The following is an 18539-nucleotide window of genomic DNA, read 5'->3' as shown; positions in this document are numbered from 1 at the left end:
AGCACTCGGGATAATTATTATCCCAACCAGTCTAGTCTTGTAGGACATTGCGCAGCACGAATCATCGATGTGCGCCTGGTGGATCAGTCTGCAGCCAACTTGTTCTCGGGTCGCCAATTCGCGAGCAACCAATATAAGTCAGTCAAAACAGTCGATCAATTTAGTAGATGCCCGATTGTAGTCTAGAAATACGCTCTAAACGCAAACCAATCAAAAAAATTCGTCAGCCTAACGAAAAAGCCACGATGAAACGTGGCTTTTTCTTAAAACTGGTTGCGGGGGCAGGATTTGAACCTACGACCTTCGGGTTATGAGCCCGACGAGCTGCCAGACTGCTCCACCCCGCGTCTGATAAATAGAACTATACAGGACTTTGCTGCTTTGCGCAATTTCTTTCTATACTTAAGCAGTATTCGTAAGTAGATACTTATCGCCACATCATGACTCTACGTGGTTTTATCACTTATGCTCTCATCGAATCTGACTGACAGTGATACACTTTGATAGATACAATTTATATGTCTGCTCCGAAAGATTTACGCTATGAAATTTTGCTCTGATTGCGCTGCGCCTGTGGCTTTGAAAGTTCCCGCTGACGATACGCGAGAACGCTTTGTCTGCACAGACTGCGGCACGATTCATTATCAAAATCCGAACATGGTGGTCGGTACTTTACCAATATGGAATATTGCAGGCGAAGTCAAAGTGTTGCTCTGCAAACGCGCGATTGAGCCTCGTTATGGCTTCTGGACTTTGCCAGCAGGCTTTATGGAGAATCAGGAAACTTGTCGCCAAGCTGCACAACGCGAGACGATAGAAGAATCTGGAGCAAATATTGAACTGCACGAATTATTCTCCGTGCTCAGCGTACCGCATGTAGATCAAGTCCACCTATTCTATAGAGCAACTTTGGTTGACTTGAATTATCTGGCCGGGATCGAGAGTCTCGAAGTAGCTTTATTTGCCGAACATGAAATCCCTTGGGACGAAATTGCGTTTGCTACAGTGGGACAGACTTTGAAGTTTTTTTTTGAAGACCTAAAAAAAGTCCGCGCTGGTGGACAATTTAGCTTGCACGAACATGATTTTTATAAATCACATCGCCCTAACTAAGTAAGCAAGTATATCGGCATCCCGCACCTATGATTCCTTGGTTAGAAATTGACAGCCCGTTCCCCAATGTCGAGGACGCCTTGACGGAGGAACAAGGTGCCGCAGGCTTATTGGCTGCTGGTGCCGATTTGTCACCTGAACGCCTATTAAATGCCTACCAGAACGGCATATTCCCATGGTTTTCTGAAGATCAGCCCGTGTTGTGGTGGTCAACTGATCCGCGTATGGTCTTAAAAACTAGCGATTTCAAACTCTCCGATAGTTTAAAGAAGCGTCTGAACAAATCGCTCAAAGATCCGCACTGGAGTTTTCGTTTTGACACGGCATTTGAACAAGTCATGCGCTATTGCGCCGAACCACGCAAAAATCAAGATGGAACCTGGATTTCAGAAGAGATCATCGCTGGCTATACCGCTCTGCACCAATTAGGCTATGCGCATAGTTCAGAAGTCTGGCTTGACGACCAATTAGTCGGTGGAGCCTACGGCATTTGCATCGGTAAAATGTTTTATGGTGAATCGATGTTTGCTAAGGTGACGGATGCTTCTAAAATGGCATTAAGTCAGTTAGTGGTTTTCTTACGCAAGCAGGATGTGGAAATGATAGACTGCCAGCAAGAAACCTCGCATCTGGCGACATTTGGCGCTAAGCCCATAAGCCGCCATGACTTCATGCAACATGTAAGGCAGGCGATTGTGCAAGAGACGATCCAACATTGGAGTTCTTTAGATTTAATCAGCTTCAAGGAATATTTACAAACCACGCATCCCCTAGCCAGCAGAAAGATGATCAGCGATGCAATCCCGAACTAATCCGCCAACACAGTCTATTTTGCCTATCGCTGACGAAGCAATTCAACGCGCTGATCATACTGATAGTGCCGATAATAGCAATGATGCGGGCAACTACATCACGTTGCATTACTATGCGACAGCGCCCTACGCCTGCAGCTATTTGGATGATCGGCAAGCGCGTTCGCAGGTTGCCACACCAGCACACCTGATCGGCAATGAGGTGTATTCGGAATTAGTCAGTCGTGGCTTTCGACGCAGCGGTGTTTTTGTTTATCGCCCGTATTGTGACCATTGTTCGGCCTGCACACCGGTACGTACCATCGTCGACGAATTCAAAACCAACCGTAGCCAACGTCGCGCACTACGATTGCACGCCGATTTACATGCCGAAATTTTGCCACTCGAATTTATTGAAGAACACTTCGAGCTCTATCAACGATATCAAAGTCGCCGCCATGCGGGCGGTGGCATGGATCAAGATGGGCGCGATCAATATGCACAATTTCTATTACAGAGTAGAGTCAATACGCGACTGGTCGCATTTCGTGACGCGCAAGATATTGTACGTATGATTAGCATCATCGATATCTTGAATGATGGTTTATCCTCCGTTTACACTTTCTATGATCCCGATGTGCCACATAGCGCTTACGGCACCTTCAATGTGCTATGGCAAATCGCCCAGACCAAAATACTTGGCCTACCCTACCTATATCTCGGTTACTGGATAGAAGCCAGCCGTAAAATGTCGTACAAAACCAATTTCAAACCACTGCAAGCTTTACTCGATGGCAGCTGGCAATCACTCTAAACTCAATGTAAACTACTTAAAATTATGTCCGATCAATTGCTCTATTCCTTAGCTCGCCCTTTCCTCTTCTTCATGGATCCTGAAAGCGCGCATGACCTAACGCTACCGGGTCTAAAGCGCGCTCACAATATGGGTCTGACGCGCCTGCTCCCTAAGCCAGCGGCCGATCCGCGTAAAGTGATGGGAATTACGTTTCCGAATCCGGTGGGTTTAGCCGCAGGCTTGGACAAAGATGGCCGCTATATTGATGGGCTGGCATCTTTAGGTTTTGGCTCGATCGAAATCGGCACTGTCACACCACGCGCCCAAGCTGGCAATCCTAAGCCACGCATGTTCCGCTTGCCGCAAGCCAACGCGATTATTAATCGTATGGGATTTAATAACGGTGGCGTCGATGCCTTTGTCGCGAATGTGCAAGCTTCACGTTTTTATCAAGAGAAGCAAGGTGTGCTCGGCTTAAATATCGGGAAGAACGCAGATACACCGATAGAAAAAGCTGCCGACGATTATTTGCTGTGTCTGAATAAAGTCTATCCTTACGCTAGCTACGTCACTGTCAACATCTCCTCACCGAATACAAAAAACTTACGTCAATTGCAAGGTGCATCCGAACTCGACGATCTGTTATCCAAACTCAAAGACGCACAACAGCGCTTAGCCGATCAACATAAACGTTATGTGCCCATCACTTTAAAAATTGCACCTGATATCGACAGCGAGCAAATCAAAAACATCGCCGAATCTTTATTGCGCCATAAAATTGATGGCGTGATCGCCACCAACACGACGATCACCCGCGATGCGGTCAAAGGTCTACAACATGGCGAAGAAGCTGGTGGATTATCGGGTGAACCGGTATTTGAATTATCCAACAAAGTCATACGCACATTAAAATCAGAGCTCGGCAACGCGCTGCCCATCATCGGCGTTGGCGGTATTTTTTCAGGCAAAGATGCAGTGGCAAAAATGGATGCAGGTGCATCGTTAGTGCAAGTGTATTCAGGCTTGATCTACCGCGGTCCCGCTTTGGTGCGTGAGTGCGCCCTCGCAATACGAAACAATAAATGACTTTACATAAGGTGGCTACGACAATGCTATATCCACCCTATCGATTCCATCTCAAAATTTCAGATTAATCATGAAACTCAAAAAACTTGGCTGCAGCGATTTAATGGTGTCAGAAGTATGTCTTGGCACCATGACTTTCGGTGAGCAAAACACAGAAGCAGAAGCACATCAGCAACTTGATTTCGCAGTAGCAAATGGCGTGAATTTTATTGATACCGCCGAAATGTATCCTGTCATGCCACGCGCAGAAACAGTCCACCGTACAGAGCAATTTATCGGCAGCTGGATTAAGCAATCTGGTCAACGAAACAACATCATTTTAGCCACCAAAGTAGCCGGTCCGTCACGCGGCATGCCATGGATACGCAATGGCGATAACGATCTCGATGCAAAGAATATCCGTATCGCCATCGAAGCGAGTTTGCAACGCCTGCATACCGATTACATCGATCTGTATCAATTACACTGGCCTAGCCGCAACGCGCCTATTTTTGGTCAGAAAGAATTTAATCCCGACTTAGAACACGACAGCGTCGACATTGAGGCCACATTGGATGTCTTAGACAGCCTGGTCAAAGAAGGCAAGATTCGTCACATCGGCGTGTCCAACGAAACACCTTGGGGCGTGAGCGAATTCGTCAAGCATGCCGAACGCAAGCAACAAGCCCGCATCGTCTCAATTCAAAATCCCTACCATCTGATGAACCGCAGCTACGAGCAAGGCTTAACTGAGACCTGCTATCGCGAACAAGTCGGACTGCTCGCTTATAGCCCACTCGCGTTCGGACGCTTAACGGGTAAATACGTCGATGATGCACTAGCCAAAGGACGCTTGACAAAATTCCCGCCAACTTGGAGTCCGCGCTATATGCGACCTGAAGTCATCACCACGAGCGCACGGTATACGGCTTTAGCGCGCGCGCATGGACTAACCCCTGCACAACTTGCATTGGCCTGGTGTTACTCACGCTGGTTTGTGGCCAGCACCATCATAGGCGCAACCGACTTAATCCAATTGGAAGAAAACATTCGCGCAACGGAAGTTTGCTTAAGTAATGAGCTGATTGCAGCGATCAATCAAATTCATGCTGAAGGCGCAAATCCCGCGCAGTAATTACAGAGAAATTGCCACCATCTAGCGTGAACGCAAGTCGCTTCACGCCGATGGTGCCAGGTAATAACTCAAGGCGATTCCAAAACCGAGGCAGCGCGTCCAAGCGCAAATTTCCACCACGATTGATAAGCAGAATTAGATAAGCCTTCGCCATGTGCTTTGGCTCCCCGGACTGGCTTTTCGAACACACCCACATTCGCCGCGGGTATACGCAAAGCACGATAAATTTCTGCCATCAGATTCGCGGTAGGCTCTTCCACATGATAGGTAGCAAACCAGCGCTTGGGCTGCGTTGCATTGGGCTTGGTGTACCAGTCGGCAATCTCCCCTGGTGCGCTTATATCCCAGCCTCCCGACAACATGATCACGCGCGCCACTGGTTTCGTTTGGGCGATAAAAGCGGCATGTCCACCGCCCTGCGATTGACCGCCGACTGCAATGCGTTCCCACCGCGGACTGCCATCGGCGTTGAGATAATGCTCCCAATGTTCATCCTGGCGCGTGTCTTTCAAATATTGTAAAAGCTGCGTAAATCGGTATTGAATGGCGTCTTGCGCTTGGTCCGCGATCAGCGAAAATCCCAGATCACCAAAAATGCGTTTGCGTCGAAAATCTTCCGCGCAAGACCGGTTGCCGCGCAAATTCTTGCCAACGCAAATACCCGACACAGCCTGATCAGTAATGTAGGACAAAATAATGACACGATAGCCCTGCTGCGCCGCAAATTGCGGAAAATCAAATTGTGCACCAAGATGCGGACGTCCCAGAGTGCCCGGCATCCATAGCAAGAGATCACCTGCGACGCGACCTGCATCAACAAGAACAATATGCGGCGAATCTGCCGCCTTGATCTCAGGCGCAGTGGTTGAAGGTCGCACATCGACACGCACCACTTCCGCTTGAGCAAAGTTCATCAGCAAAAAGGCCAAACTTGCAATGAATGTGTTCTTCTTCATTGTCGATTTCTCCTCCGAGAATAGCGAACTATTTGAATATCGAATACCAAGGAACAGCTTTTTTGTAGAACTCACAGCTTGCCCCAGCATGCTCGCGGGGTGAATGCTTAAGAAATCCCATTTGCAATCCCATTTGCAATCCCATTCGCAACACCACCCGCAGCCACCAGACCATGGCCACCCACAGGTTGCGTTTCAAAACGTTCGCCAAATCCGGCAATAATGGGCCGTGCCTTGGCGATCGCCGCTTGTACCGAAGGCAGCGAAAGTGAATCCTTATGCGCCTGCTGGCTTGTCCATGCTTCTGTAATCCATATCGCATCTGCGTCAGTGGGATCTTTAGCGACAACATAACTAAGACAACCCGGCATTCCCGACACACCTTCTAGCAAAATGGATATCAAGTAATCTTGCTGCCCAGGTGTGCACTTCATTTTTCCGATAAGACCGTACATAACTTGCTTCTCCATAGAGATAGATTTAAGGTGCGAGGAGTTGTCATTGTAGCTGCTGCCCCGGCGAGCATAATCGACTTTGAACCAGGTATGTTTGTTAATCACTAGCGAATTGACACATCGTTTGGAAGTCCGCGTTGAGCTTATGCTTGATTAAGAAACCGGTACTAGCAAATGACATGCGCCGCCCGCGTCAACAGGAAAGCTACTGCCGGGTGCGAAGTAAACCCATCAAGCGGGGCATAAAACCAAATGTGATATGGATTGACCGAACGGAGTCACGATTGCCATAGGTAATACGATGTGTACCAAGAAGGCATCAATCTTCGTTTAGTCACCCCGAAACACAAGTTGACCATTCAAATGAATAGCGATCCCAACCATTGAAATCGTTCTATCAATGACCCCAACGACGACGTCTCGTTGAAGCGTATAGGATTCACATTGTCCGTCGCCGGTCTCCGTTATTACCCATGTATCCCCTTTTGCTTCGAAATAATCACGCTGCCATTTGAGATGGGTACGAAGGCGTTTCATCGTATCGACATCAAAGCGCGTCGCGCCATATTCGTCAATTGGTTGCTCACCAACGTCAAAGTAAGGAAGCAAATATTTTTGGGTGCCGAAGTCAGGGAACCAACAACCATCTTTATGTTCATCCCAACCTGAAGGAAATTTTCCCTCGACGATAATTTGCCAATCAATCATAAAAGAAATGCCATGTCATGTCATGTTAAATAGGCCAGCACGCCCATCACTGAAATTTAGGAAGGGACGCATTCATGCGTCATCGTCGAATGTTAGATAAAGCACTAGGAGATCGCGCCCATTAAAGCACCAATCACACAATCATTCCTAACTAGTACATGCCGCTCAACGAAAAAACGTCCATCTTGAAAATGGACGAAATAAAAACGATCACCAGGCAAGTATCTAGCTTTTAACTGAACCCAATATTTATTAATATACCCAAATGGCAGCACTTCTTTTGTTTCACGAATTTCGATCAAGTTGTTTGATTCTAATTCAGCTATTGTGTAGGGCCCTTTCACAGTGTGTTTTTTGCTCTGAAGGATCATGGACCATTCGGCATCGGGCGACTCACATGCAAACACAGATGAGGTGCAAACTACAAAGACAAGGGCGAGTATGAATTTAGTCATGTTTGCATCACGCAACGGTGAGTGGATGGCCGCCCACCAATTAATAAAACACTGAGCCGCTTCAGGGCCAGTCCGGTCGATTGTCATGTTATGCATCGACTGGTCAATAGACATTCGCGGTCTCATCGATCATAAGTTCTACATTATTTTTCTTACACCAGGCTCGCAGCTGCTCATGCAGAGCAGGCCAGTCCTCGGTCGCCCATGACGGCCCCACTTCCTTCCATCTACATTCATTTGGAAAGTAAACGGTCGGATTACCTATTGGGAATTCCAATACGAATGACTTTGCAGGAGTTGAACAAACCAATTCTTCTTTCCATCTTGCTTGGAAATTGTAAGTCTCCAAATCATCTTCTCCGTATGTGTATAACGTTGAGTTGAAAGGTGCGCACACGAGTTTTCAAAATAGAGCGCGTAGATAATTCGCGCGTCCGTAACGAATGTCAAGTTAGGGCGCATTTACTGCTTCTTCAAACATCGAAAATATTTTCTTTAGAGACATCCGATAGTTTTGTATCGGTTTAATATAAACTTCTTAGCGAATTTTTCAACTTCGCTTGCATCTTTAATATTCTCGGAGATGTAAACATTCATTGCTTTATGCTCATTTTTTGCAAGGCTATATAACGCGTTTGACATTTCGTCTTCAGTGCCTTGGGGGCGATTAGTTCTTAGTTGTTCTTTATGATTTTGTAAAACAGTATCATTTTGTTGGGAGAAGTTCGCATCGGCACTCATCACGTTTGATTTCATCAAATTTTTACCTTCCATTGCAACAGCAACACAACGCAAACTCTTATTTTTTCTCAATTCTTTTTCTACGCTATTTTCTGCAGCAACTAAGTTACTGCTTCCAACGAAAATAGAGACAATCATTATCAATTTTAAGGCATGCATTTTTAGCTCCTCGTGTGTAACGTTAAAGAAACAATAGGATACTACGGAGTACTCTCACGCCGAGCTAAGGGGCTGTCCAACGAAGCGGCCTTGAGCGACTTGCTAGAGGTTTGTGAACCTGTTTTTAATGGCTTCAATAACATGGCTAGCTTCCGCTTCATCAAGTTGCGCCCCGAATTTATGGGTACTTTGTCCGTAGTCAAAGGCAATAGTGCCTCCTGTGATACCCCAAAACTCCATTCCATTTCTAGAGCCAAACATCGACGTGTTTTGTGGTTGCAGCCTTAATTTTGATATTGAAGATACTGCATATTCACTACTTCTACTAAACCCAGCAACAATCTTGATGTGACTTAGCTCTGACGAAGTTATGTCTACTATTTCTTTCCCCATAACATTCCAAAGCCAAGCATATATGGCGAAGGCTCCACCGACAGTCCAGCCACCAAGCCACGCAATAAGAAAAAATTGCGGCGCTCCATCTTTTGGATTTAATAATTCTTTTAAAACTGACACCTCACCAAATGCCCAACCCATTAGCCAAAAGCCCATGAAGGCGATTAAAAAGAAATTCTTTTTAGACGGGATAGTAATTCGCAAACCATGATTAGTTTGCTCAATCTTACTTCTTCCTTTTCCTACTTCAATTTTTGCCATGTGCTTAATTAAACCTCTAACGTTAAAATAGCAGGTGCGCAGCGTCCGAGTTGATTGGAAAGTTAAACATCCTTCTACTTTCTTAAATGGCTCAATACCCTAACCACCAAGGTTTTTGGGAACCTGTTTGGTAACTCTTTCCATCGTAGCGAAGCAAATGATGTTCAACACGATTTCTATCAATTTTTGCAGTAAGCAATAGGTCAGCAAAACCATTGGTACTGTTCCTTTGCACTGCCCCTGTGAGGTAGGCATTCTCCATAATTGCCTCAGAATTTGGATTGCAGCGAATTCCTTCAATTAAGCGATACCAATACATGTACATATCAAAAACAGCACGCAATTTTTTTCCTTCCTGCACAAACAAAGTGAGATTATCATTCTGACCACCTTCCTCACCACAACTAGATATTGCTGCATTATCAAACCTGACGCCAAATGCTCTCACTTTATCGGAAAGTTGGTATCTCCCAGTATCAAGCTTGAAGCTGTTTTCACTAAACTGAGTCGAGAAGTCCTGATTCATCACACTCTTGTAGCTACTAACTATCTGGTTTCTTTTTTCATCAATGATAGCTACCAGTAAATTCTTCTCATCTTTGATAGCACTATCGTATGCAAAGACGGATAAGATCAAATTGGGATTAGTCGGAGAGGCCTTGCATGCGGCCGCGATAACAACACCATTTTTAGATTTATATGTAAAATTCTTGAGATTTAAGTAGCGCGCTGAAATATCAAATATATCCTCAGCACATTCTTGATCATTGGTGAGTGCGGAAGCATTTGCAATAACAAACAATGCAATAAAAAAACCTAAGCTAAAAACTTTATTCATTTGTTTTTCATCTTTTGAAGTCTACGCATTTCATTCATTATTTGTGAGGTACTGAAAATTCTTAGCTGTTTAACGCCAAGGTTGAGGAGCCGCGATGCGAAGCATTGCGGCCGCACTCGAACTTACGGTGAGGCTGGTGCGCGTACTAGAGGGCGTTGAGAACATATATACCTCAAAGGTGTCGCGTTTAATGCTTCATGCTGCCACTCCAAAGATGGCGCCAACTCCAGCGGTAAGTCCCATTGCTAATGCTCCCCAGAATGTTACGCGCGTCACAGACACGAGCATTGGGGAGCCTCCTGCGCGTGCGGCAATCAGACCCAGCAGAGCAAGGAAAAGGAGTGAGCTTCCGGCAAGACCCCACATAAGCGCTGCTGCGGGAAAAACGAAGACCATTAGCAGCGGTAGAAGTGCGCCAGCGGCAAAAGTGCCCGCAGAGGCGAGCGCTGCCTGGATTGGTTTGGCGGCCAAGGTGTCTGAGATACCTAGCTCATCTCGTGCATGCGCGGCAAGCGCATCGTGCGCCATTAACTTAGTTGCGACGCTCGATGCCAATGCCTCATCCAGTCCGCGCTTAACGTAGATCGCCATAAGTTCTGCGTGTTCTTGGGCTGGGTTCTCCACAAGTTCAGCTTTTTCTCGATCCAGATCTGCGCCTTCAGTGTCGGCCTGTGAGCTGACCGAAACATATTCGCCTGCTGCCATTGACATGGCTCCAGCAACGAGGCTTGCAACACCTGTAACGAGAATGATCTTGGTGCTGGCGCCTGTAGCCGCTATCCCAAGGACCAGGCTCGCAGTAGAGACAATCCCATCATTGGCACCCAACACGGCGGCCCGTAGCCAGCCAGTTCTGTGAGTTCTATGTCGTTCGCTGTGTCTCATTGGGAGCCCGTGGTTGTATGAAAGCCTAATGCAGAGGTGTCGAGATCACCGCCACCAGAAAATTAATAAAGCGAGAAATCCTCACTGGCGATTCCCCTACGACCGTAATGTTAAACCTCAATATTCTTCCAATCAAAATCCTATCTTTTCAATAGCTCTAACCCGTTTGCTGACTGCATTTGCGATATGCGCAGCTGCGATCGACACCTCAGCACTATCAGTTGAGCGACCAACAAAAATTTTCTTCCCTCCTTGGAGTGTCAGGTTGAGAACCCACCACTCGAAGCGTTTTCCATTGACGGAATGTTCGACATCAACAGACAGAATCGACCCGAACGAAGCAGCTAGCGTCCCTGATCGAGACACTAACTTCGATGCTTTGTTAAACTCGATGAGCCAACCGTCTGAGTCCAAAACCAAGCGTTCTTTATCTTCATACTCAATTGCTATAGTCGATAGAGCTACTAGGATGCCTCCAGGGAGGAAAGCTAAAATTCGCTTGAGGAGAAATGTCATAAGTGGAACTTGAGGTTTAACGCCGAAATGACCGGCTCGCCAGCGCGTCCCAGTCGATTGTTGAGTTAAACATCAATACCTGAGAATTGTAAGCAGCGATCATTTTGCTCGCCCGAGGATATCAACCAGAGATTTTCGTCCGTTTTCATAAGCGATGTCCCGAATTCGCCAACCTAAATTAGTGAGTGTAAGAAAGTAAGTGAGTGTTCGTGTTTCTGACCCGTACCTCAATTGGACATTAACCTCATCGTTTTTACTCGTTGGCAAAATCCGGACAATGGCACCAGTCGGATCCTGGCTATCCCAAAGTGGCATAAAGTCCAAGTTGCAAATTTCGTGTGTGTCAGCCGCGCATTTTCTATCTTTTAAAACCAATTTCGCCAGACTTGGCGTCAAGTAAGAAAGTAATACGTTGCGGGGTCTATCTAAAAATTCACCATCTAAGTCGGATTCATCGCGTATAGCTTCGAATGCATAATTTTTATATAGCTTCGCAACAAGCGCCTTTTGGGGAGTCAGCGCTTGCGCGGCAAAGCACGTTACTGAAAAAGTTAGAACGCCCAAAAGAACTGCAATTAATAGTGAGATTGTGCGCATTTGCTGTTGATGTTTAACGCCGAAATGACGAGATCGCCACGACGGTCAAAAATTTCAGTGAGATAGTCATTGGCGATTCTCCATCGCTTGACCTGTTAAGCATTGTTTGTTTTAAGATCAAATAGAAAGCTTTCGAGGAAAAGTTTTAACTCGTCGTCTTCAATATGAAATAAATCGAATCCAATTCTGGAGTTAGTTCCATCCTCACGTGCCTCAATTCTTCCAATATTTTTATTCTTCTCTGAAAAACTCGATTGCAAAACGTAGATTAACTGCATATACCTCATGCTTGGAAGTCCATTCCAAATCTCTTTAATGAGATTTGATATTTCGTCTATTCGCTCTAAAGGTCTCATTTAATTTGATGCTTAACGTTGAGGTGCCGGGATCGCCGCCACCAATAAATAAAATAGTATAGAAGTCGGTCGCGGCGATTCCTCGCCGACCGCCAAGTTAAATCTCAAGTTCAACCTCGACACCCCGTTCGTCATAATAGCGAAGTCCGCGAAATAACTCGGTCCGATCAGACCAATAGGCTCGTGCTGAAATCGGAAACGTTAAATCGGACGCCATTAGCGTATCTTTGAGATGGGCTATTTCCGACTCTGTCGGCTTGCGAACTCCATGCCAAAAATAGAACCACTCATTATTTAGAAAAATGCTATAAGACTTTGAGCCGTCATACATCCCGAAATACTCTCTGTCACCATCAAATTTAAAGACAGCTAGTTCAAGCTCGATTACGTTCTCGTCAAACTGCTCATGTGTATCTGGAATAACATATTCAAACGCATCGAACCCAGCCTCATCGTCGTGGAAGTAGCACCAACGATGTAACTTCAAATCGGATACCGTGATCTCTTCGATACGTTTGGGCTTGGGCATACTCATTGAGATTTAACTTGTTTTAAAGTGAAAAAACCGACGTTAACACAAACGTACAAATTGAGCAACACTGTTTCAACTTTCTCAAAAGGCTTATGTTTACTGCTTCTTTTTTGTTATACTGTATAAATATACAGTATAACAAGGGAACCTAGATGGAAGCGAAAGTACCTCGTTTGTTGGATCAAGTGCGCGAGAGCATACGTTATAAACATTACAGTCTTGCGACAGAGAAAAATTATGTTTACTGGATCCGTTTTTTTATTCGTTGGTCGGGTCTTCGACATCCAAAGGACATGGGAGGGCCGGAGGTTGAAGCATTTTTGTCTATGCTGGTTGTCGAGCGAAAGGTTTCGCCTTCGACGCACCGTCAAGCCTTAAGTGCAATTCTCTATTTGTATAAAGAAGTGCTTAAAATCGAATTGCCTTGGTTAAACGACATTGGTCGCCCCAAGGAAAAAAAGCATTTACCAGTTGTGCTTACCAAATTAGAGGTTCAACAAACCATTCAAGTGCTCGACTCCAGCAATACGACCTTTGGCCTATTTGCAAGACTCTTGTATGGAACCGGTATGCGCATCATGGAAGCTGCCCGATTGAGAGTAAAAGATATTGAATTTGATCATGGTGCGATCTTGATTCGTGATGGTAAGGGTTTCAAAGATCGCGTTGTGATGCTTCCTCAGAGCTTAGTTCCCGCCTTAAAAGAACCTCAGAGCTTAGTTCCCGCCTTAAAAGAACAATTGGCGCGTTGCCATACGATCTGGGAAATGGATAGACGAAATGAGCTTGCCGGTGTCGACATGCCATTTGCACTTGCAAAAAAATATCCGCGTGCTGATCAGAGTTGGGCTTGGTTTTGGGTCTTTCCTCAACAGTCTGTCTCTACCGATCCTCGTTCTCGTATAGTCCGTCGGCATCACCTTTATCCGCAAACATTTCGTCGTGCGTTTCAGCTCGCATTAAAGAAAAACGCCTGTTTTAAACCTGCCTCACCGCATACCCTGAGGCACAGCTTTGCCACCCACTTATTGCAAAGTGGTTGCGATATTCGTACGGTTCAAGATTTGCTTGGACACAATGATGTGAGCACCACCATGATTTATACGCATATTTTAAAGATTGCTGGTGGTGTACGCAGTCCGCTTGATAGCCTCTAACGCCGTCTTTTATGTAAATTCTCATCACAAAACAAGTGCAAGAATCTCCCTATTTCACATCCCAGACAATGCAATAATCCGTGCTAACCCCCTGATTTTTAAAATAAAACCGCTATTTTCAACTTTCTTCCTTGAAAAAGCCCCAACCCGCCCATATAATTAGCACTCAGCGAAAGAGAGTGCTAACAATCAAACCAGCATTTTATTTTGGCAACATATTCCCATGTGGAACTGAAGGCTTGAAAGTGGTTTGTGCTGCTCCCATGTGTTGGGTTGCATATCGCTAGGCGCAAAACACGTAAGCTCACATTTTTGCAATTTTGTTTACTTTGGTAATTTTACTTTTGTAATTTTTTTAGGAGTTAGTATGAATCTTCGTCCCCTGCACGATCGCATTATCGTTAAACGTTTGGATCAAGAAACAAAAACAGCATCCGGTATCGTTTTGCCTGACGCAGCAGCTGAGAAACCAGATCAAGGTGAAGTACTGGCTGTTGGTAACGGCAAAGTATTGGAAGACGGCACAGTACGCGCTTTAGAAGTTAAAGTTGGCGACCGCGTGTTGTTCGGTAAATATTCTGGTCAAGCTGTCAAAGTTGACGGCAATGAAGTGTTGGTTATGCGTGAAGAAGACGTCTTCGCTATCGTTCAAAAATAATTGAACCGCAACCCATTCACTTTTAAATTTATTTTGGAGAAATTCTATTATGGCAGCTAAGCAAGTTGTATTTGGCGATGACGCACGTGCAAAAATCGTTAACGGTGTTAACGTTTTGGCCAACGCAGTTAAAGTAACTTTGGGCCCTAAAGGTCGTAACGTGGTTTTGGAGCGTTCATACGGCGCGCCTACAGTGACTAAAGACGGTGTGTCTGTCGCTAAAGAAATCGAACTGAAAGATCGCCTCGAAAACATGGGCGCGCAGTTGGTAAAAGAAGTTGCTTCCCGCACTTCTGACAACGCTGGTGACGGTACAACAACAGCGACAGTATTGGCACAAGCTATCGTTCGCGAAGGCTTTAAATATGTTGCTGCTGGTTTCAATCCAACGGATTTGAAGCGCGGTATCGACAAGGCAGTTGTGGCTTTGGTAGCGGAAGTGAAAAACATCGCTCGCCCAACAACAACTAACAAAGAAATCGCTCAAGTTGGTTCTATCTCTGCAAACTCCGATCAAAACATCGGTGACATCATTGCTAAAGCAATGGACAAAGTCGGCAAAGAAGGCGTGATCACAGTTGAAGATGGTAAGTCTTTGGAAAACGAATTGGATATCGTTGAAGGTATGCAATTTGACCGTGGCTACTTGTCACCCTACTTCATCAACAATCCAGAAAAACAAGCTGTGATTTTGGATAATCCATTTGTTTTGTTGTACGACAAAAAAGTATCTAACATCCGTGATTTGCTCCCGGTATTGGAACAAGTTGCAAAATCTGGCCGTCCATTGTTGATCATCGCAGAAGACGTCGATGGCGAAGCATTGGCAACTTTGGTTGTGAACAACATCCGTGGCATCTTGAAAACTGCCGCTGTTAAAGCGCCAGGTTTTGGTGATCGTCGTAAAGCGATGTTGGAAGATATCGCGATTTTGACTGGCGGCCAAGTGATTGCAGAAGAAGTTGGTTTGACTTTGGAAAAAGCAACTTTGGATCAATTGGGTCAAGCTAAGCGTATCGAAATCAGCAAAGAAAACACCATCATCATCGACGGTGCTGGTCCTGCTGTTGGCATCGAAGGCCGCGTAAAACAAATCCGCGCACAAATCGAAGAAGCAACATCTGACTACGATAAAGAAAAATTGCAAGAACGCGTTGCCAAGTTGGCTGGCGGTGTTGCAGTGATCAAAGTTGGTGCAGCGACTGAAGTTGAAATGAAAGAGAAAAAAGCACGCGTTGAAGACGCATTGCACGCAACACGTGCAGCGGTTGAAGAAGGCGTTGTTCCTGGCGGTGGCGTTGCATTGTTGCGCGCACGTGCAGCAGCTGGCGTGATCAAAGGCGACAATCCAGATCAAGACGCAGGTATCAAATTAGTCTTGAAAGCAATCGAAGCACCATTGCGTGAAATCGTTGCAAATGCGGGTGGCGAAGCAAGTGTCGTAATCAATGCTGTTGTAAATGGCACTGGCAACTATGGCTTCAATGCAGCTAACGATACCTACGGCGACATGATCGAAATGGGTATTCTCGATCCAGCTAAAGTAACACGCTCAGCATTGCAAAACGCAGCATCTGTTGCTGGCTTGATTTTGACAACTGATGCATTGGTTGCAGAATTGCCAGAAGACAAAGCAGCTGGTGGTGGCGGTCATGATATGGGTGGCATGGGCGGCATGGGTGGTATGGGCGGCATGATGTAATAGCCGAACACACTGGACACGACAGTCGTTCAGAGTTATTCGCAATGTAATACTGCAGCACTACACAATGAGAAAGCCCCGTTACTCCGGTAACGGGGCTTTTTTGTTGTTGGGCGGTTGGGCGTAGTGTATTGCTCTCAAAGAAGAACAGTTTGTATATCTCAAGCGTCGCGAAAACATCACTCGTCTTGACAACACGGCAACTGCCCTAGATACTTCCCTGACAATAAAAATCTGGAGATCTCCTTGCCAATTCAACAGCTCAATGACGAACAGATCAAATCCTGGTCACGCCAGCAAAAAGATCAGTGGTGGTTAGATCATGTGTATCGCGGCGACATGGCGCAACTCAGTTGGCGCTCCGGTTTGACCGGTTTTTTATTGGGTGGAATATTGTCGGCCACCGCGATGTACATCGGTGCCAAGACGGGTATTTCTATTGGCGTTAATTTGATTTCAGTGATTCTCGCCTTTGGCATATTCAAGGCTTTAGACAATGCGGGTATCGCAAAAAATTTCACCATACTAGAGAATAATTGCACGCAGTCGATTGCCACTTCGGCTGGCTATATGACAATGCCTTTAGTCGCTTGTCTGCCTGCCTATATGATGATTACGTCGACGATTCCGTCTTGGTGGCAGATGTTAATCTGGATGGTCATTATTGCGATTCTTGGGGTCTTATTGGCATTTCCGCTCAAACGTCGTTTCATCAATGAAGATCAACTCCCCTTCCCCGAAGGCAATGCCTGCGGCGTTGTGCTCGATACACTCTATACCGGCGATGCTGACTCGGGTATTTTTAAAGCAAAATTATTGGCTAAAGTGGGATTGTGGACCGCCGCTTTGCAGATCATCCTTAGCGATGGTTGGATGAAATTATTGCAGTTCAAATTACTGCGCATGGATCAGTGGGCTGGACTCACAGAGCCATGGTTTCTGAAAGAGCGCCTCGATACTTATTACTATCAAGCGGCTGTCAAATACGACCTGTGGATACCCAAAATTCTGGGCACAGATTTCCGCACCTTGGGCCTACGCTTTACGCTAGACGCGGCAATGTTAGGCGTCGGCGCCTTAATGGGTATCCGTGTTGCCACTAGCTGCCTGATCGGAGCCGTACTCAATTTTGCCATTCTGGGACCAATCATGATTAGTCGTGGCGAAATCGCGCCACGTACAGGATTAGATGGTCAGCTCGTCCCCTTATCACGCGTAGAAATTTTGAATCAGTGGTCGCTGTGGTGGGGCATCGTGATCATGGTCGTGGCCGCCCTAATCAGCTTATTTGCCAAACCAGAAATTTTCAAAGGCTTGTCGCGCCTTTTTAAATCCGAAGAAAAAACCGTTCAAGCACAGGACCCCTTAGCGCATATCGAAGTGCCACTGTGGATTTCGTACCTAGGTGTGCCTGTCTTTAGTTTTTTAGGTGTATGGGCGACCCATAGTTTCTTTGGTGTGCCATGGATGTTCGCGTTTATCTCGTTAGCCTTAGTGTATTTGCTGACCGTAATCTGTATTAATTCGATGGCGTTAACATCTTGGATCCCAACCAGCGGCTTATCAAAAATCACGCAATTCTCTATGGGGGCTTTAGACCGAAGCAATCCTGCGACAAACTTAATTCCGGCGGGGATGTCGGCGGAGGTGGCCTCCAGTGCAGCTAGCCTCTTATCCGATATAAAACCTGGCTATATGCTCGGTGCCAAACCACGTCATCAAGTTTTAGGACATTTGATCGGGATTTTTTCAGGCACATTGGCATGCATCCCTGTGTATTTTTTGCTGTTCTTACCGCCGGATGCGAATGGCGTGCGTCATACTGCGACGATTATCACAGATCAATTCGCCTTTCCTGCCGCGATGCAATGGAAAGGCGTTGCCGAACTCATAGGCCATGGCTTCAATAACCTCTCGCATAGCGCAATCATTTCTGTCATGATCGCGGCCATTGCGGCGGTAATATTTGAAGCCGCTACCATTATTAGCAAGGGTAAGTTCCCCCTTTCTGCCATCTCGATTGGGCTTGGTGTGGTGTTACCACCGGAAGCAGTATTGGCAATGTGGATCGGTGCGTTTGTGTTTTGGCTGAAGGAAAACAAACATCGCTCCAGCCCGAAGGACAGCACCGGCTATCGCGTCTGGGTCGATGGTATGCAAGCTGTCGCGGCAGGCTTATTGGCTGGATCAGCTTTGATCGGTATTGGAAACGCGATGTTGAATGTCCTGATGTAAGACGATACGGATAGAAAGTCCAAATGGCGCTG

At 46.0% G+C, this 18539-nt stretch carries 20 protein-coding genes and 1 tRNA gene; 9 read left to right on the top strand and 12 right to left on the bottom strand.

The genetic code is table 11. From position 1 onward, the window contains the following. Positions 1-270: 270 nt before the first annotated feature. Positions 271-347 (bottom strand) — tRNA-Met (locus ACO0KW_RS02725). Positions 348-543: 196 nt separating this feature from the next. Between ACO0KW_RS02725 and ACO0KW_RS02720 the strand changes: the two genes are divergently transcribed. From ACO0KW_RS02720 to ACO0KW_RS02700, 5 genes are all read left to right on the top strand, one after another. Beyond that, the gene (locus tag ACO0KW_RS02720; protein WP_423050387.1) at positions 544-1113 is read left to right on the top strand and encodes an NUDIX hydrolase; all 570 of its coding nucleotides are present in this window, start codon (positions 544-546) and stop codon (positions 1111-1113) included. A 29-nt stretch (positions 1114-1142) separates the two neighbouring features. Then, entirely contained in the window at positions 1143-1925 is a 783-nt protein-coding gene (aat, locus tag ACO0KW_RS02715) for a leucyl/phenylalanyl-tRNA--protein transferase (RefSeq protein WP_423050386.1), read from the top strand. Next, positions 1909-2718 carry an arginyltransferase gene (locus tag ACO0KW_RS02710; protein ID WP_423050385.1) on the top strand — a complete coding sequence of 270 codons (810 nt, stop codon included), beginning with the start codon at positions 1909-1911 and terminating at the stop codon, positions 2716-2718. The genes aat and ACO0KW_RS02710 overlap by 17 nt, the downstream gene beginning before the upstream one ends. 24 nt (positions 2719-2742) lie before the next feature. Then, entirely contained in the window at positions 2743-3786 is a 1044-nt protein-coding gene (locus ACO0KW_RS02705; protein ID WP_423050384.1) for a quinone-dependent dihydroorotate dehydrogenase, read from the top strand. Between the two features lie 70 nt (positions 3787-3856). Then, positions 3857-4900, top strand: a complete 1044-nt coding sequence (locus ACO0KW_RS02700; RefSeq protein WP_423050383.1) for an aldo/keto reductase — start codon at positions 3857-3859, stop codon at positions 4898-4900. A 68-nt stretch (positions 4901-4968) separates the two neighbouring features. Here the strand turns inward: ACO0KW_RS02700 and ACO0KW_RS02695 are convergent, their stop codons facing one another. From ACO0KW_RS02695 to ACO0KW_RS02645, 11 genes are all read right to left on the bottom strand, one after another. After that, a complete protein-coding gene (locus ACO0KW_RS02695) occupies positions 4969-5856 on the bottom strand; it encodes a BPSS1187 family protein (RefSeq protein WP_423050381.1) in 888 nt (295 codons plus the stop codon). A 107-nt stretch (positions 5857-5963) separates the two neighbouring features. Next, positions 5964-6311 carry a putative quinol monooxygenase gene (locus ACO0KW_RS02690; protein WP_423050379.1) on the bottom strand — a complete coding sequence of 116 codons (348 nt, stop codon included), beginning with the start codon at positions 6309-6311 and terminating at the stop codon, positions 5964-5966. Positions 6312-6641: 330 nt separating this feature from the next. Then, positions 6642-7019 (bottom strand): hypothetical protein, encoded by a 378-nt coding sequence (locus ACO0KW_RS02685; RefSeq protein WP_423050377.1) that lies wholly within the window; start codon positions 7017-7019, stop codon positions 6642-6644. A gap of 104 nt (positions 7020-7123) precedes the next feature. Then, the gene (locus ACO0KW_RS02680) at positions 7124-7588 is read right to left on the bottom strand and encodes a hypothetical protein (protein ID WP_423050375.1); all 465 of its coding nucleotides are present in this window, start codon (positions 7586-7588) and stop codon (positions 7124-7126) included. Positions 7589-7969: 381 nt separating this feature from the next. After that, complete coding sequence (locus tag ACO0KW_RS02675; RefSeq protein WP_423050373.1) at positions 7970-8374, bottom strand: hypothetical protein; 405 nt, start codon at positions 8372-8374, stop codon at positions 7970-7972. A gap of 102 nt (positions 8375-8476) precedes the next feature. After that, on the bottom strand, positions 8477-9031 hold the full coding sequence (locus tag ACO0KW_RS02670; RefSeq protein WP_423050371.1) for a hypothetical protein: 555 nt from the start codon (positions 9029-9031) through the stop codon (positions 8477-8479). Between the two features lie 91 nt (positions 9032-9122). Further along, positions 9123-9869 carry a hypothetical protein gene (locus ACO0KW_RS02665; protein WP_423050369.1) on the bottom strand — a complete coding sequence of 249 codons (747 nt, stop codon included), beginning with the start codon at positions 9867-9869 and terminating at the stop codon, positions 9123-9125. A 195-nt stretch (positions 9870-10064) separates the two neighbouring features. Then, positions 10065-10754, bottom strand: a complete 690-nt coding sequence (locus tag ACO0KW_RS02660) for a VIT1/CCC1 transporter family protein (protein ID WP_423050367.1) — start codon at positions 10752-10754, stop codon at positions 10065-10067. 132 nt (positions 10755-10886) lie between these two features. Then, the gene (locus ACO0KW_RS02655; RefSeq protein WP_423050365.1) at positions 10887-11270 is read right to left on the bottom strand and encodes a hypothetical protein; all 384 of its coding nucleotides are present in this window, start codon (positions 11268-11270) and stop codon (positions 10887-10889) included. A 99-nt stretch (positions 11271-11369) separates the two neighbouring features. Then, entirely contained in the window at positions 11370-11867 is a 498-nt protein-coding gene (locus ACO0KW_RS02650) for a hypothetical protein (RefSeq protein WP_423050363.1), read from the bottom strand. Positions 11868-12320: 453 nt separating this feature from the next. Then, positions 12321-12752 (bottom strand): hypothetical protein, encoded by a 432-nt coding sequence (locus tag ACO0KW_RS02645; RefSeq protein WP_423050361.1) that lies wholly within the window; start codon positions 12750-12752, stop codon positions 12321-12323. A gap of 155 nt (positions 12753-12907) precedes the next feature. Between ACO0KW_RS02645 and ACO0KW_RS02640 the strand changes: the two genes are divergently transcribed. From ACO0KW_RS02640 to ACO0KW_RS02625, 4 genes are all read left to right on the top strand, one after another. Beyond that, positions 12908-13912: an integron integrase gene (locus ACO0KW_RS02640; protein WP_423050359.1), complete on the top strand. Its 1005-nt coding sequence runs from the start codon at positions 12908-12910 to the stop codon at positions 13910-13912. A 367-nt stretch (positions 13913-14279) separates the two neighbouring features. Next, complete coding sequence (groES, locus tag ACO0KW_RS02635; protein WP_314860127.1) at positions 14280-14570, top strand: co-chaperone GroES; 291 nt, start codon at positions 14280-14282, stop codon at positions 14568-14570. Positions 14571-14619: 49 nt separating this feature from the next. Further along, positions 14620-16272: a chaperonin GroEL gene (gene groL, locus ACO0KW_RS02630; RefSeq protein WP_423050356.1), complete on the top strand. Its 1653-nt coding sequence runs from the start codon at positions 14620-14622 to the stop codon at positions 16270-16272. Between the two features lie 246 nt (positions 16273-16518). Then, positions 16519-18507, top strand: coding sequence for an OPT family oligopeptide transporter (locus tag ACO0KW_RS02625; protein ID WP_423050354.1), 1989 nt, complete (start codon positions 16519-16521; stop codon positions 18505-18507). Positions 18508-18539 lie beyond the last annotated feature (32 nt).

Source organism: Undibacterium sp. Ji22W, assembly GCF_049340305.1.
Taxonomy (GTDB): Bacteria; Pseudomonadota; Gammaproteobacteria; order Burkholderiales; family Burkholderiaceae_D; genus Undibacterium.
Note: the sequence above shows the minus strand (reverse complement) of the source record. Positions and strands in the feature narration are given on the sequence as shown.